This window comes from Pseudaminobacter sp. Soil_N_29, assembly GCF_057656055.1.
Genome location: NZ_JBDGLC010000006.1, coordinates 246,478 through 261,225, shown reverse-complemented (window position 1 = coordinate 261,225; position 14,748 = coordinate 246,478). Strand labels below are relative to the sequence as shown.

11 protein-coding genes and 1 pseudogene are annotated in these 14,748 nt (G+C 60.2%); 10 read left to right on the top strand and 2 right to left on the bottom strand.

The features are described 5' to 3' along the window. The first annotated feature begins 8 nt into the window (after positions 1 to 8). From AC3A4H_RS15750 to AC3A4H_RS15720, 7 genes and pseudogenes are all read left to right on the top strand, one after another. Complete coding sequence (locus tag AC3A4H_RS15750; RefSeq protein WP_487767519.1) at positions 9 to 1,022, top strand: glycosyltransferase; 1,014 nt, start codon at positions 9 to 11, stop codon at positions 1,020 to 1,022. Between the two features lie 108 nt (positions 1,023 to 1,130). Beyond that, the gene (gene gshB / locus AC3A4H_RS15745) at positions 1,131 to 2,072 is read left to right on the top strand and encodes a glutathione synthase (RefSeq protein WP_487767518.1); all 942 of its coding nucleotides are present in this window, start codon (positions 1,131 to 1,133) and stop codon (positions 2,070 to 2,072) included. 262 nt (positions 2,073 to 2,334) lie between these two features. Continuing rightward, a pseudogene (locus AC3A4H_RS15740) lies at positions 2,335 to 2,976 on the top strand (magnesium chelatase domain-containing protein); the annotation flags it as partial. Between the two features lie 134 nt (positions 2,977 to 3,110). Next, positions 3,111 to 5,828, top strand: a complete 2,718-nt coding sequence (locus AC3A4H_RS15735) for a TrlF family AAA-like ATPase (protein WP_487767517.1) — start codon at positions 3,111 to 3,113, stop codon at positions 5,826 to 5,828. A 397-nt stretch (positions 5,829 to 6,225) separates the two neighbouring features. After that, entirely contained in the window at positions 6,226 to 7,695 is a 1,470-nt protein-coding gene (locus AC3A4H_RS15730) for a phospholipase D-like domain-containing protein (protein ID WP_487767516.1), read from the top strand. Beyond that, on the top strand, positions 7,692 to 8,954 hold the full coding sequence (locus tag AC3A4H_RS15725) for a hypothetical protein (protein WP_487767515.1): 1,263 nt from the start codon (positions 7,692 to 7,694) through the stop codon (positions 8,952 to 8,954). The genes AC3A4H_RS15730 and AC3A4H_RS15725 overlap by 4 nt, the downstream gene beginning before the upstream one ends. 34 nt (positions 8,955 to 8,988) lie before the next feature. Continuing rightward, complete coding sequence (locus tag AC3A4H_RS15720) at positions 8,989 to 9,453, top strand: hypothetical protein (RefSeq protein WP_487767514.1); 465 nt, start codon at positions 8,989 to 8,991, stop codon at positions 9,451 to 9,453. Positions 9,454 to 9,547: 94 nt separating this feature from the next. On the opposite strand, the gene AC3A4H_RS15715 is transcribed toward AC3A4H_RS15720, so the two are convergent. Beyond that, positions 9,548 to 11,041: a MobA/MobL family protein gene (locus AC3A4H_RS15715; protein WP_487767513.1), complete on the bottom strand. Its 1,494-nt coding sequence runs from the start codon at positions 11,039 to 11,041 to the stop codon at positions 9,548 to 9,550. 189 nt (positions 11,042 to 11,230) lie between these two features. Between AC3A4H_RS15715 and AC3A4H_RS15710 the strand changes: the two genes are divergently transcribed. The 3 genes from AC3A4H_RS15710 to AC3A4H_RS15700 all read left to right on the top strand — a co-directional run bounded on the left by AC3A4H_RS15710 (position 11,231) and on the right by AC3A4H_RS15700 (position 13,644). Then, a complete protein-coding gene (locus AC3A4H_RS15710; protein WP_487767512.1) occupies positions 11,231 to 11,530 on the top strand; it encodes a hypothetical protein in 300 nt (99 codons plus the stop codon). Beyond that, positions 11,517 to 12,293 carry a hypothetical protein gene (locus AC3A4H_RS15705; protein ID WP_487767511.1) on the top strand — a complete coding sequence of 259 codons (777 nt, stop codon included), beginning with the start codon at positions 11,517 to 11,519 and terminating at the stop codon, positions 12,291 to 12,293. The genes AC3A4H_RS15710 and AC3A4H_RS15705 overlap by 14 nt, the downstream gene beginning before the upstream one ends. A gap of 151 nt (positions 12,294 to 12,444) precedes the next feature. Then, positions 12,445 to 13,644, top strand: a complete 1,200-nt coding sequence (locus AC3A4H_RS15700; protein WP_487767510.1) for a GGDEF domain-containing protein — start codon at positions 12,445 to 12,447, stop codon at positions 13,642 to 13,644. A 377-nt stretch (positions 13,645 to 14,021) separates the two neighbouring features. Here AC3A4H_RS15700 and AC3A4H_RS15695 read toward each other — a convergent pair whose 3' ends face one another. Next, the gene (locus tag AC3A4H_RS15695; RefSeq protein ID WP_487767509.1) at positions 14,022 to 14,657 is read right to left on the bottom strand and encodes a hypothetical protein; all 636 of its coding nucleotides are present in this window, start codon (positions 14,655 to 14,657) and stop codon (positions 14,022 to 14,024) included. Positions 14,658 to 14,748 lie beyond the last annotated feature (91 nt).

Here is a 14,748-nt window from a genome sequence, read left to right as displayed (position 1 = left end):
AGACAGCGATGCCAAATAGCCTGCCGGATGACCTGACCATCGCAGTGCTGCTGCCCTGCTACAACGAGGAAAAGACGATCGGCGACGTGGTGACCCGCTTTCGCGAGACGCTGCCGGCCGCTGCGATCTATGTCTACGACAACAATTCGCGCGACCTGACGGCCCTGCTGGCGCGCGCGGCCGGCGCGATCGTGGTGCGCGAGCCGCGGCAGGGCAAGGGCAATGTGGTGCGGCGCATGTTCGCCGACATCGATGCCGACATCTACCTGATGGCCGATGGGGACGGCACCTATGCGCCCGAAGACGCGCCGCAGCTCATCAACACGCTGCTGACCGAAGGCTCGGACATGGTGGTCGGCACCAGACGCGGCGTGACCGACGATGCCGGGCGCGCGGGCCATGCCTTCGGAAACCGCATCTTCAACAGCCTCTACAAGTGGCTGTTCGGCCGGGACTTCACCGACATCTTCTCCGGCTACCGCGCCTTCACGCGGCGTTACGTGAAGAGCTTCCCGGCGGTATCCGGCGGCTTTGAGATCGAGACGGAAATGTCGGTGCATGCCTCGCAGCTGAAGCTGCCGGTGAGCGAGATCGCGCTGGACTACGGCCGCCGGCCGGAAGGCTCGACGTCAAAGCTCTCGACCTACAGGGACGGCGCGAAAATCCTCTGGATGTTCGCCATGCTGATGAAGGAGACGCAGCCTCTGCGCTTCTTCGGCGCATTTGCAGCGCTGTTCATGGCTGCGGGCCTGGTGATGATGGCACCGGTGCTGGTCGAGTTCTTCGAGACCGGCCTGGTGCCGCGACTGCCCACCTGGGTGCTCTCGGTGGCGCTGGTGCTGCAATCGCTGCTGATGGCGGTGGCGGGGCTGGTCCTCGACTCCGTGTCGCGCGGGCGCGCCGAGCAGAAGCGGCTGTTCTATCTTGGCATGGGCTCGGCGCGGCCCGCCGCCCGGCAGCCCGTGCGCCTGGACGTGCCGCGGAATGCGCCGCGGCCGGCGAGGCCCCGCAAGGTGGCGTGAGGGACATATTCTTCGGCGCGCACGGCGCGCGGCGGGATTGGCAGAAGGCCCCGCAGCCTATACATGCGCTGGTGAAAGCGCCCTCATGCCTTGCCGCCGGAGACCCTCATGCCGCTTAACGTCGCCATCCAGATGGACCACATCGCCACGATCTCGATCGCCGGCGACACTTCCTTTGCGCTCGCGCTGGAGGCGCAGCGGCGCGGCCACCGGCTCTATCACTACACGCCCGACAAGCTGTCGATGATCGGCGGCAAGGTGTTCGCGCGCATCGAGGAACTGCAGGTGCGCGACGAGAAGGGCAACCACTTCAGGCTGGGCGAGCCGGTGCGCACCGACCTCGGCGAGATGGACGTGGTGCTGCTGCGGCAGGACCCGCCCTTCGACATGAACTACATCACCACCACACACATGCTCGAGCGCATCCACCCCAGGACGCTGGTGGTCAACGACCCGGCCTGGGTGCGCAACAGCCCGGAAAAGATCTTCGTCACCGAGTTTCCGGACCTGATGCCGGAAACGCTGATCACCAAGGACCCGCAGGAGGTCGACGCCTTCCGCAAGGAGCATGGCGACATCATCGTCAAGCCGCTCTACGGCAATGGCGGCGCCGGCATCTTCCACCTGCACGAGGCCGACCGCAACCTAGCCGCGCTGCTGGAGATGTTCCAGCAGATGTTCCGCGAGCCCTTCATCGTGCAGCGCTACCTGAAGGAAGTGCGCAAGGGCGACAAGCGCATCATCCTGATCGACGGCGAGCCGGTGGGCGCCATCAACCGCGTGCCGGCCGAGCATGATTCCCGCTCCAACATGCATGTCGGCGGACGCGCCGAGAAAACCGAACTTACCGAGCGCGAGCGCGAGATCTGCGCCCGCATCGGCCCTTCGCTGAGGGAACGCGGCTTCATCCTCGTCGGCATCGACGTGATCGGCGACTATCTCACCGAGATCAACGTGACCTCGCCCACCGGCGTGCGCGAGGTGAAGCGCTTCGGCGGCGCCGACATCGCCTCGCTGTTCTGGGACGCGGTGGAAGACAAGCGCCGCTGACGCTGGCGGGCGGATGTTCCGCCCGCGCAACCGGCCACAACCGGCTTGCAATCCGCGCGAAGGGCATGTTCCCGTCTTGTTCTTGCTTTGCCCTTGAAACTGTGATTGTCTGACGCAACGTCACAGATCAGCCGGGCATTGCAGCGCCGGCGCAGGCCGGATGCGCTCGCGACGCTGCCATGACTGGAACGCCCCGGGAAGCGGCTTCCGCCACTTCCGGGGACCATGCGGAGGGGCAAGTCCGGCAGCGTTGGGGGGCGGCATGGTTTCGCGCGTGCGCACGGTTGCATTCCAGGGCATCGAGGCGGTGCCGGTGGACGTGCAGGTGATGATCGCTCCCGGCAAGATGGGCATGCACATTGTCGGCCTGCCCGACAAGGCCGTGGCCGAAAGCCGCGAGCGAGTGCAGGCGGCGCTGCATGCCTCGGGCCTGTCGATGCCGCCCAAGAAGGTCACCGTCAATCTCGCCCCGGCGGACCTGCCCAAGGAAGGCAGCCACTACGACCTGCCGATCGCGCTGGGGCTGATGGCAGCACTTGGCGCGGTTCCCGGCGACGCGCTCGGCGGCTATGTCGTGCTCGGCGAATTGTCGCTCGACGGAACCATCGCAGCCGTTTCCGGCGCGCTACCGGCCGCGATGGGGGCCAATGCCGAGGGCAAGGGCCTCATCTGCCCGGCCGCTTCCGGCCCAGAGGCCGCCTGGGCGGGCGCGGACATCGACATTCTTGCGCCTCGCAGCCTGATCGCCATCGCCAACCATTTTCGCGGTACCCAGGTGCTGGCGCGGCCGGAGGCAAGCATCCGCGCGGCCGCCACCGGCCTGCCCGACCTCGCCGACATCAAGGGCCAGGAGAGCGCCCGGCGCGCGCTGGAGGTGGCGGCAGCCGGCGGCCACAACCTCTTGACGTTATGCTACATAAATTGCGCTGCCTATCTGAGCACAGGGCTCCCGGCTAAGATGTAGCGAATCAACCCCCGGGGGCGGGAGCTTGACGTAATGCTGAGGTCCAGCCCGCTTCCTCACACAAGCGGCTCCTCATGCCTTACGAAGAACCTCCTACAGAACTCCTGACACTCCTTGGCCACTCCGCAGTTGGCGAAGGAATAAAGGCAGCCATGGGCCGACCCGCCGGGGCGCGATTCTATCGGTGCGCACTGCAAGTGAATCCGTTCGATTACTGTGTTCGACACTCCAAGGCTTCGGGGTTCGCGAGTGAAGGCGAATATAATGCTGCAATGGTAGCCAAGGCTGCCGCGTCAGGCGTCGAAGTCGTTGCGGTCACAGACCATTTCCGCGTCTCAGGTTCGGCATCACTCATGGCCGCGTTCGAGCAGGCCGGGATCGTCGTCTTTCCAGGGTTTGAGGCCAATTCGAGCGAAGGCATCCACCTCCTGTGCCTATTTCCTCCAGGCACGCCGATTGTCGATCTCGAACGCCACATTGGTGCCTGTGGCCTAACGGATTCTGGCGCTGCCTCACCTCAATCGAGCAAGAGCGTCGAGCAATTGATGGAAAAGGTGGCGGAACTGGGCGGGCTGTCAATCGCGGCGCACGTATCCAGTGCTGCCGGACTTCTTTCGACGCTGTCAGGCCAATCTCGGGCGCGGGCTTGGAAGTCAGAACACCTCGCTGCCGCTGCTCTTCCCGGCGCTCCGGACGACGCCCCGCAGAACCATCGAGATATCATCCGGAATAAGGATGAGGCCGCGAAAAGGACGCGGCCGCTCTGCATTATCAACGCCAATGATGTTTGCCGCCCGGAGGACTTCGCAGACGCTCGGAGCACTACCCTCATCAAGATGACGGCAGTGTCCCTTGAGGGGTTGCGTCAGGGCTTCCTCGATTGGGAATCCCGCGTCCGTCTCAACTCGGATGACGAGGACGGCGAACACACCGAAGTTGTTGCGGTTGCATGGGAAGGCGGGCTGCTGGATGGGCAATCTCTCCGTTTGAACAGTGGCCTCAACGTGTTGGTCGGCGGACGCGGCGCAGGCAAGTCGACCATGATCGAAAGTCTGCGATACGCCTTCGATCTGATGCCCAAGGGGCAAGAGGCAATCCGCTCACATCAATCGATTACCAAGGGCGTGCTGGGTACAGGTTCCACGGTGTCCGTACTGCTGAGGTCTCCTCGGCCGTCACCCCAGTACTATCTAGTCGAACGCATCTACGGACAGCGTCCGACCGTGCGCGACCAGTCGGGCAACGTCCTTGCCGATGTTGCACCGATCGATCTGATCGGTAGCGTCGAAATATTCGGCCAGCACGAGATCTCGGAACTGACCCGTCATCCCGACAAGCTGGCAGAAATCTTGCGCCGCTTCACCGGACCAGCGGCCGACACATCGGATAGGCGAGCAGAATTTCGCGACCGACTACAACGCTCGCGCTCCGCGATTCTCGCCGAGTTGACCGAAATCGGCCGGATCGATGATGCGCTCGCCGCGTTGCCCGCGCTACGGGAGAACCTGAAGCGGTTCGCGTCTGCGGGGCTTGAAGCCAAATTGGCCGAGAAGACCAGCATCGATGCAGAGGCTCGCGTCTTCGACGCCGCTCGGCATGCGGCGAATGAGCTCGAGGACACAAGCACCCATTTGGAGCCCACCGATGATCGTCCGTCGCTCCTGCCGGCTGGCGATACTGATCTCCCTAATCGGGCGTTGCTGGAGCCCCTTGACGACCTTGTCGCGGAACTCGACCGAGCCAAGGCGCGCGCGGCTGCCTACCTCCAGGCCATGGCGGAGCGAGTCAAGGTCAAGATCGACACAGTGAAGACCGACTGGCAACCGCTCGAAAGTGCCGCCAACGAACGCTATCTGGCGACGGTCAAGGAATTGGAAGCCGACGGCCACGATCCCCGGAAGTTCGTGGCGATCAAAACTCAGGTCGAGACCCTGAAGCCGAAGGAAGCCGAGCGCGAAAAACGAGCGGAAACGCTCACGAAGCTGCAGGAGCAGCGGAAGGGGCTTCTAGTCGAATGGGAACAGTTCAAAGCGAAGGATTTCCGTGAACTTGAGCAGGCGGCCCGCAAGGTATCGAAGCGGCTTGCGGACAGGGTACGGGTCCGAGTGCAGCAAAATAGCGACCTCGGCGATCTAGAAAAGGTCCTTCGATCCAGAATCACCGGGAACATCAACCAACCTCTTGAGCGATTGAGAGCTCAGGATTCGCTTGGGCTTTCCGATTTCGCTGAACACATCCGGCAGGGCGCCCAGACCCTCGCGAAGGAGTATGGGTTTTCCCAACTCGGAGCCGAAAAGGTTGCCGAGGGTGGCACTGCGCTCGCGCTCGAAGTCGAGGAATGCGAGCTCCCGGCAGAGGCCATAGTCGAGCTAAATGTCGCCTCCGGGACGGCGCCAAACTGGAAGGCTTTGGACGATCTGTCTACAGGTCAAAAGGCAACAGCGGTTCTTCTGTTGCTGCTGCTGGAGTCAGACGCGCCCCTGATCGTAGACCAGCCTGAAGATGATCTCGACAATCGGTTCATCGCTGACAGCATCGTACCTGCCATGCGCGTTGAGAAGCGTCGGCGGCAGTTCATTTTCTCCAGCCACAATGCCAACATTCCGGTGCTCGGGGATGCTGAGCAGATTGTCGGCCTGACACCGATAGTTGAAGGTGGCCTGGAACGCACGGTGTTGGAAGAAGCGCTTTGCGGCTCGATCGACGTTGGTACGATTAAAGAACTCGTCAAGGATGTCCTAGAGGGCGGTCAAAAGGCATTTACTACCCGCCGTGACAAATACGGTTTCTAACTCCTCTCGCTGCACTAGCAGCTAGGATTTCAAATCGGAGCTAGGACCATAGGGTGGGGTTAGATGGAGAATTTTCTCTCTCTCGACGCGATATACGTCGCATTCAGTCTCCATCGCTTTCGATGGTTGCCGAAACGGCCGCAATGAAGAGCCGGCGCACCTGCGAGGCGAAACGAAGTGCCAGACGGCTAGTGCCGTTGCACCCGATCGCATAGCGGCCACGGCTAGAACCAGAGAGAAGCAGATGGAGCCAGTCGGAGCAGCCGCGCTATCACCGGATCACGCTTCCCAACCGTGCGGTGTGACAGAGCCGGAGAATGTGGCACACTCGCGCGCAGAGATACTACTAGAAAGACCGCCGGATTGACGTTGCAACCAAGCTAATTAGCGCTGTGATATGGAACTAAAAGCTTATTTTTCGAACATAAACAAGGCTATTATCAGTCATCTGAGCGCGGCCCAGTCCGAAATCGCGGTCGCGGTCGCCTGGTTCACGGATAGGGACATATTCGAGGTACTTTGCAAAAAGGCTAGCCTCGGCGTGAAGGTCTCGGTCGTGCTGATCGGCGACGAGATCAACCAGGGGGGCAGCGGGCTTAACTTCGGCAGGCTCCGTAGCCTCGGTGGGCAAGTCATTTTCCTGCCGCCCGGTGTCGGTGACGATCGGATCATGCACCACAAGTTTTGTGTGATCGACGGTAACGCCGTCATCACAGGCTCATATAATTGGAGCCGGAAGGCCAGGTCCAACGACGAGAACGTTACCGTCGTTACGGATGCAGATGACTTCGCTCGTGACTATCTCAATGCCTTCGAGGGCTTGCTCACCCGCGCCGGACAAGGAGGCGGCGTGGACCCTGTGGCTGATGCCGAAGCTGTACGTCGGCGCATTGAGCTCATCCGCAGTCTGATTTTGCTGGGCGAGCAGGACGAAATTGCGCCCCACATCCGCAAGCTACGTCCGGCCACGAGGGCGCTTGGCCTGGATCGGCTCATCGCGGCATTGGATGAGGGGAAATACAAAGTCGCGCTGGAACTGATTGACCAATATCTGCGCGCGGCCACCGCTCTGCTGGTCATAGACCAAGAGGATATCGCACGCCTTCGTTTCGAGCTTTCCGTTCTGGAACTGCGTCTTTTGTCCATGAGCGACGAGAAGGCCGAACTGGAGCGCCGCCTAATCACTTTCAGTCGCCGCCACGACGAAGCGCTGGGCGAAGTGATTCAACGTCTGCTGCGCGCGCGCGCAGAACTTGCGCGGCTGGCCGCGCGGGAACAGACAGACAGCAGGGTGCGCGCTACGGCGGATGCGGCCGCCCGCGCCGCAGAAGAAGCTTATACGGACTATTCCAGTCAGCATGAGGAACTTCAAAATGAAGCTCCCTTGCCTTCCCTCGATGCACGCGACGAACACGAGTTGAAGTCGCTCTACCGCAAGGCATGCCATCTTTGCCATCCTGACAAGTTTCCCAACGAGCACCAGGAGGCCGCGCGCCGCGCATTTGCCGAGTTGCAGGCGGCCTATAAAAGCAATGATCTGGCTGAGGTACGTGAAATTCTCGCCATGCTTGAGGCGGGCGGCTTGCCTGGTGCGCGCTCTAGCACAATGCGAGAGGCCGATAAGCTGAGGGCCGCTATCGCAGAGATGGAGGGGGCCATCGCCCGGATAGCCACAGAAATGAAAGCCTTGCATCAGTCCGACGCTTGCCGCCTGCTGGAAGCCGCCGGAGCCACTGAGGCTGACTGGCAAGACTTCTTTGAACGGCAGGGTTCGATGCTGGAGCAAGAACTGATAGAGGTCGAATTGCAACTCCACTTCGCGCAGGAATTTGAGCTGAACCCGTTGCAACGGGAGAAAGAGAGATGACAGGGCGTTCCCTCACACCGAAAATATCGGGCTATCCGGCGCTGTTGCAGGTGGCTGGTAGGCAATTGGGAATCGCCGCCAGACTCAACGAGGGTATCGCCCGAGCGCGATGGGTCCAGCTGTTGAAGCGAATCGATCCCAAGGATGTGGTTTGTTACCTATCGCGCAGGCAGCCGCTGGATGCCGAACTGATCGCGCACTTTGAAGATCGTTGGGATTGGGGGTGCCTTTCTCGTAACGAGGGCCTGCCCTGGTCTCTCGAACTGATCGCGTGCTTTGAGGAGCGCTGGGATTGGTGGTGCCTTTCTCGTAACGAGGGCCTGCCTTGGTCTCTCGAACTGATCGAGCGCTTTGAGGAGCGCTGGAATTGGGACGGCCTCTCTTGCAACGCGGGCCTGCCGTGGTCTCTTGAACTGATCGAGCGCTTTGAAGAGCGCTGGAATTGGGATGATCACCCTCATTCGCTGTCTGGGAATGAGGGTTTACCTTGGTCTCTCGAACTGATCGAGCGCTTTGAGGAGCGCTGGGATTGGGACGACCTCTCTTTCAACGCGGGTCTGACCTGCTCTCTTGAATTGGTTGAGCGCTTTGAGGGGCGTTGGAATTGGTACGGCCTCTCTCGTTTTTCCGTGTTGCCGTGGTCTCTCGAACTGATCGGGCGCTTTGAGGAGCGCTGGAATTGGGACGGCCTCTCTTGCAACGCGAACTTGCTTTGGTCCAGTGAACTACACGAGCGTTATGGGGATCGTTTGGATTGGAACGGTCTCTCTCGCAACAAGAATTTGCCGTGGTCTCTCGAGCTGATCGAGCGCCATGACGGGCGCTGGAACTGGCTGTGGCTTTCTCTAAACGAGAGCTTGCCTTGGTCTCTCGAACTGATCGCGCACTTTGAAGATCGTTGGGATTGGCAGGGCCTCTCTGACAACGAGAATTTGCCCTGGTCCCTGCAACTCATCGAGCGCTATGAGGAGCGCTGGAATTGGGGAAACGGTGGTGTTGGTTGTGGTCTCTCTTCGAACAAAGAATTGCCTTGGTCCCCCGAACTGATAGAACGCTTTGAGGAGCAATGGGGCTGGGGGTGGCTTTCTGGCAACGAGGGCTTGCCATCATCCCTCGAACTTATCGAGCGTTATGAAAATCGCTGGATGTGGTCAAGCCTAGCGGGCAACACCACTCTGACTATGCCTGCACTCTGCGATGCGGATGTCATCGAGATCATGATGCAGGCCCCCAATGAAAAATATAGACAAGAACCGTAATATCTTTAGACGAGGAGCAACTGAGGAAACAGGGATGCCGATCATCGAGTTCCCAGACAAGCTTTCCTCGACACAAGAAGAGTATCGCATTTGCTCCAAACCATATGTTTTCTATCGGGTCATCGTCGGTCGGCATGGGGCTCGACTCTTAACGGCAACGGCTTCTGAAGATGCCGGGGAGTACCGCGCGTTCGAGGACCAGAAGTCTCTGACTTCTACTACGGTGCAGGTGTTCGGTGACTTCGATATGGAGATCGTGACGAAAGAGGACCACACAGGGCGGCTTTACGTTGAAACTCCGGTGTTCTTGGATGCGCAGTACTTGGTTCACATCGCGACCACCGCGCTTGACCGTATGGGCTTCGAAGATGTTGAGGTCCTGGCGCTTAGAGACATGAAAGCGCTGTACGACGATTTTGCGACAGACGAGCGCGGGGAGGATGCCTATTTGAGTGACGGAATGTGGGTAACGTCGGACGGCAGACCGATCGAGAAGTAGGTCTTCTCTGCGCGCGGCATCACGCGGTGGATGTCCTCGTCGCCGCCATGAATAGGAGTTCGGACCATATTCCCGGTCGGCACATGGATCTGCCTTAGTCGGGCTTGGCGAAATCAAGCTGGCCACGATCCAAGTGCAGTTTCTTGGGCGACGGCCTTCGGGTGAAGGCAGGCTTGAAGACGGGGGCAGAACCCTCCGTGTCCGAGGGCTCTATGGGCGGCAGGTTTGGAACCGAGATCCGCTTCGCAAGCGCCAAATGGATGTGACGGCTCGACGGTGCCGATGAAGCGTCGGGCGGGGCTTGAACAACGCCCTCGGTCGCGACTCCAGTTGCTCCCGGACCCGGTTCATTCGGATTGTTCGAATGATTTTGCTGGCTGGCAAGCAGCCTGTCAAAGGCAGCCTGAACCGTCCGTGATAGGGTGTGGTTCTCCACCTCGATCCCGCGCAGCAGGCATGCCGTCGTCACGGCATCCCTGTACGCCCGATCGCCATGAACGCGAACGGATTTCCACCCGTAGCGCTCGGCGGCGGCGGCCGTCTCCAGAGCGGCAGTCCAGGTTACGGGGCCCCTCATGGTGATTGCGTCGCCACGATCTATCAGAGTCGTGCCGTCAGAAAGGTCGATCCAGAGCAGGTTCCGCGTCTGATCGAACCTGACAGCGGCAATCGCCGGGAGAGTGGCTGCATCAATCCAGCCGCCATGGTGCCATGCCCGAAGGATCGCGGCGCGGCGGTCCCGTCGCGAAGACGGCCGCTGCCCAGGGAGGGCCGGAACGACCCGCCGCTGGCGCTGCGCCCGCAGCCGTCCTTCAAGTCGGCCGAGTTCAAGCGCGGCTTCGATCTCCTCGGCTATTGCGGCCTCCCATTGCCGCCTTCCTTTTCGATGTTGATGGAGTGCCGCAAGCGCTTCCGGCATTACCTGGGTCCGCTCGTAAGCTTCGAAATTCCATTTTGCCAACTGAGGCTCAGGGTCCGGTAGACCACGCTCAGAATTGGGCCGCGCGTCACCCTCATAGGGAATACTGTGTTCCTGGCAAAATGTGGTGAGCCGTGTGGCAAACATCTCTCTGACTGCCCGGCCCGAGCGCTCTCGGAACAGGTCGTTCCAAGTGCGGTCCTTTCGCTTCGAAAATCCGTCCCTGTCGAGTGGCCGCAGGGTTGCGAGGCCATGGACATTCGCGTTCCTGCCGCCGTCGCTCGCGGGCGTGTCATGGATGTCGACCTGGAAGATCATGCCGCGCTCAAGGAAGGGCGCATAAACATGACGGATGCAAGACTCCCACAACACCTCAGGAATCTGCCTCGGCATCGAGAAATCGACTATACGCGCCTCCTGCGCGTCGATCCGTTTCTCAGCCCCCGCCGCACGCTGCCATAGGGACTCCGGCTCGTGTGTCCAATCCGGCGCGCGCTCCGGCAGAAGCATGATCGTGCGGACGTGCTCCTTGCGCCTTCTGCTGAAATCAAACGCGCGGCCTTCGTGATCCACGGCCCGGCCGCATGCCTGATAGGCCGAGCGTTTCGCGGCGGAGTGCCCGTCGCCGCGGCTGACCACGCCGAACTGTACACGAAAGAAATCAGCCATCGGCCTTCACTCCGTGGCCGAAATCGCTGCCGCCAGGATCTTCTTTCGAGCTGACGTTGCGCAGCAATGTATAGGCGAGCCTCATCTTCTTTTTCCTTCCAGTCATCGCATGATGGTGAGCTCGCGTTTGCGCCGGCGCAAACGCCGACAAACAATAGTCCCGGAGGCATCATCAACCGGAGGGACGACATGGCCGAATCCATGGAACAGAGGCTCGAAGCGGCACGGCAAAAGGAGCGCGCTGCGCGGGCAAGGACGGCACGCCTGCGCCGTTCGCTCGATCGCTCGAACCGGAAGACGCAAAGCCAGGTCAGGTTCGTCCTTGGGGCGGCAATCATCGCCCTGGCGGACGCAGGCCGGGGGGAGCAGCTTGTCGCCAGCTTCCGCAGGTGGCTGGATCATCATCTCACGAGGCCACACGACAGGCACGTCCTGAAGGATACGCCTTTCGCGCTGGTGGAGAAGGAGGATGCCCATGGCGACGCATGAACACTTCGCCCCTCCCTCGCGATCGGGACGAACATCCTCCCGGGCTGTGGGACCCATTCCGGACACCGGGAAGAGAAGGAAACGACGAAGGGGCTGCGGCGCAACTGCCAGAAGACATGCCCGTCGCCACATAGCCAAGCGCCGCCTGCCGAACGTGCTCTGGCCGATCCTAGCAGCGCTCTTCTTCATCGCCATCGCCTTTGAGCGGTCGAATGGGTACACGCAGACGAGAGCTCGCGCACGGAACAGCCGAGCCGAAACGAAAACTCGATCGCCGCTGCATGGACCGGACGAGGAAGCCCAAACGTTGCCCTCTGAAACGGGTGCGGCACTCAACGGCGAGGCTATCCTAGAATACCGCCCTCCGGTCGATTTCCAGGCCAAGCGCGCTGCCGAGATAGTGGCGTTTCTGATCAGGAACCGGGGGAGGCTGGACACTGATGTCGTGCGTGCGAAGTGGAAACATCTCGACGGGTTTTCGCTGCCTCTTGCGCTCTACCTGCGCGACATTGATGCAAGGGGTGATTGGTTTGAACTCAAAACCGAGATTGCTGCATCGCCGCGTCTGGTGAACCCGAAGCCTTTTCGCCCCGATATTCCCTCCTCAATAAGGCACAGGAAGATTCTGGAGCTGATCCCAGAGTGGGCGCGGCGTGGCGAAGAGCTGCTCGCATTGCTCGATGCTGGAGAACTCGCTCCGGTTGCGTCTTCGGATCATCATCCGTACGATTACGACGCGCCGCGGAAGCCGACACGTCGGTAATTCCTCGCATACTTTCAAATCCCATAGGTTCTGCGCCAGGGTGCAATCAGCCAAGGAGAAGTCACGGATTTGATGCACTCCCCTACTTAACCGATACGCAACGGTAGCGTTCTAGTGTTCTTCCAGTACTGCGTGCGGGGAGGCACGACATTTGGATCCGACATATCTCCTTTCATTGGCCAATCCGATAATCGCAGGCCTGTTCTTTCTGACATTCTATTCGATCTGGCTTAGGCAGCGGGAGCGCACCTATATCCTCGCCTGGTCATTGGTCTATATGGCCGCAAGTGTCAGCTGGGGGGTCGAATTCCTGCGCGTCTTTTTCGGCGACATATGGGTTTCGTGGGCGGCCAACGCCATCTTTCCTGCTGTGACGTTTTTCACGGCGAGAGGCGTATGCCTGAGATATGCGGGCTCCTCACCTGATCGCCTTCTCTCATCGATCTACGGCCTGTCAGTGGCCGTCTCGTCGTATTTCTCCCTCGTCCATGTCGATGTATTCTGGCGTGGAACCTCGATTAGCGGCGGTATGGCGGTGATGCTCACTATCGGTCTCATGGCCGTGCTCCGAAAGAGACCACGCGATCGTGTTGATTTTGGGATAGCATTCGTCCTCGGCTTGGTAGCTATCATGGTGGCCTCGCGCCCCATCCTGTCGATTCTAGTCGAAGGTCCTCCGGCCGGGGGTGGAGCGATGCCAGCGTCATTCTGGATCGTGTCGATTAAGCTGACTGCTCTGTTCTCCTGGGTCACGTTTGCGATACTGTTCCTTATACGTATCGCCTCAGACCTGATGGAGGATCTCGCCGAGGTGTCGGTGACAGATGCGCTTTCTGGAGTTCTCAATCGTCGAGGCTTCTTCGAGCGTGCGGCTCCAATGCTGGAGCGGGCTAGTGCAGTACTTCCGGCAACGGTCCTGATCTGTGACATTGATCGGTTCAAGAAAATCAACGACATCTACGGCCATAGCGTGGGGGATGCTGTCATCAAAGGCCTCGGTAGGGTACTTGGCGATGCTACAGGTCAATCCGGAATAGTTGGTCGGCTCGGTGGCGAAGAATTCGCTGTCATATTGCCCGCAACTGAAACTCGCGCTGCGCTGCTTTTCGCCGAGGCCGTCCGGACTGCCTTCTCTCATGATCGCCATGAGGGACTCCCCTCGTCACATCAACCCACGGTAAGCATTGGCTTGGCCGAGGCACGAGGTGGAGAGAATCTGGACAGTGCGTTGGAGCGGGCCGATGCCGCATTGTACCGGGCAAAGCGTGGCGGACGCGATCGCGCTGAGTGCTGTTTTATGTCTGCCCCAGAGCCGCCGCCGTACCTAGCGGTTGAAAGGTGCTCGTCCTGAGCAGCTGGGCTGGCCATCCAGAATCCATCCCCTTGTTCAACGGATAGGCCGCCTCATCGAGTTGACCTCTGCGCTGACAGAGAATTGGCGGTCACATGAAAAGCATCAGTCGGACACGAGGGATTATCAACATCTCTTCGGGCAATATGAGATGGGTCTTCAACAAGAGGGCGGGCGCGGCTTGGTAGCCGCCCGCCTTTTTGACTGGCTCATGTCTACGCGTGACGCTCGATGAGCAGGGAAGCCCACTGGAGCGTGCCGCGCTTGGCGGACCACTCATCCGGGTATTCCTGCCGGAACACGTAGCCACCCAGCTTCGTGATCTTAGATGCTCTCTTCAGATCGCATCCAGCTTTGACGATCGTCGCGCGTTTAGATCAGTTCGTCGAAGTCGACAATGTAGTCAGAAAGCGCTTGGAATCCGTCCCGCAAGTCGCCCTAAACAGGTGAATGGCAGCGATGATCTCATCGGCTGCAATGGCAGGAACTTTGGATGACCGGATCAGGCGGGCGGCTTCGTAACAGGCGAGAAGAACGTCTCCCATAGGCGTGTCGTTCTTCCCTTGATAGTCTCCTACAAAGAGAGAGCGAGCCAAATCCCCGAGCGCCTCCAGCGCCTCGTGAGTTGCTCCGTGGGCGGACTCTCGCAATTTCGCATTTTCAAGCGCTTCCACATGATCGCGCATAGCCTTGTATCTAGGAGGTCGAGCAGACCGCCACATCTCTGGAACCTCAACCAGTGCGGCAGCGATCACGGCAACGTCCTCAGGGACCTTCGATCGGTAGCTCTTCACGCGTGAATAGAGGAGCCAAGCCTTGAACCGGGCCAGATCATACATCCTATCATCACTGATGAGGATCGGTTCATCGATAGGACCTTCGCAATATCCGTTTTGGACTGCATGCTTGAGAGCGGCGGCAAGTTGCTGCGCAGACATGAAATCGCGCGATGGTTCCAACGGAGCATCCATCCACCGCTTCCACTGATGTTCATCGGTTCTGTTGTTGGCCATTCACTTGCCTCTCCCGCCTTTGGCGCGCTTGTGCGCCCACGCGAGTTAAGAATTGGCCAATGAACGATCGTTCTGCATCCCAACTCGTTGG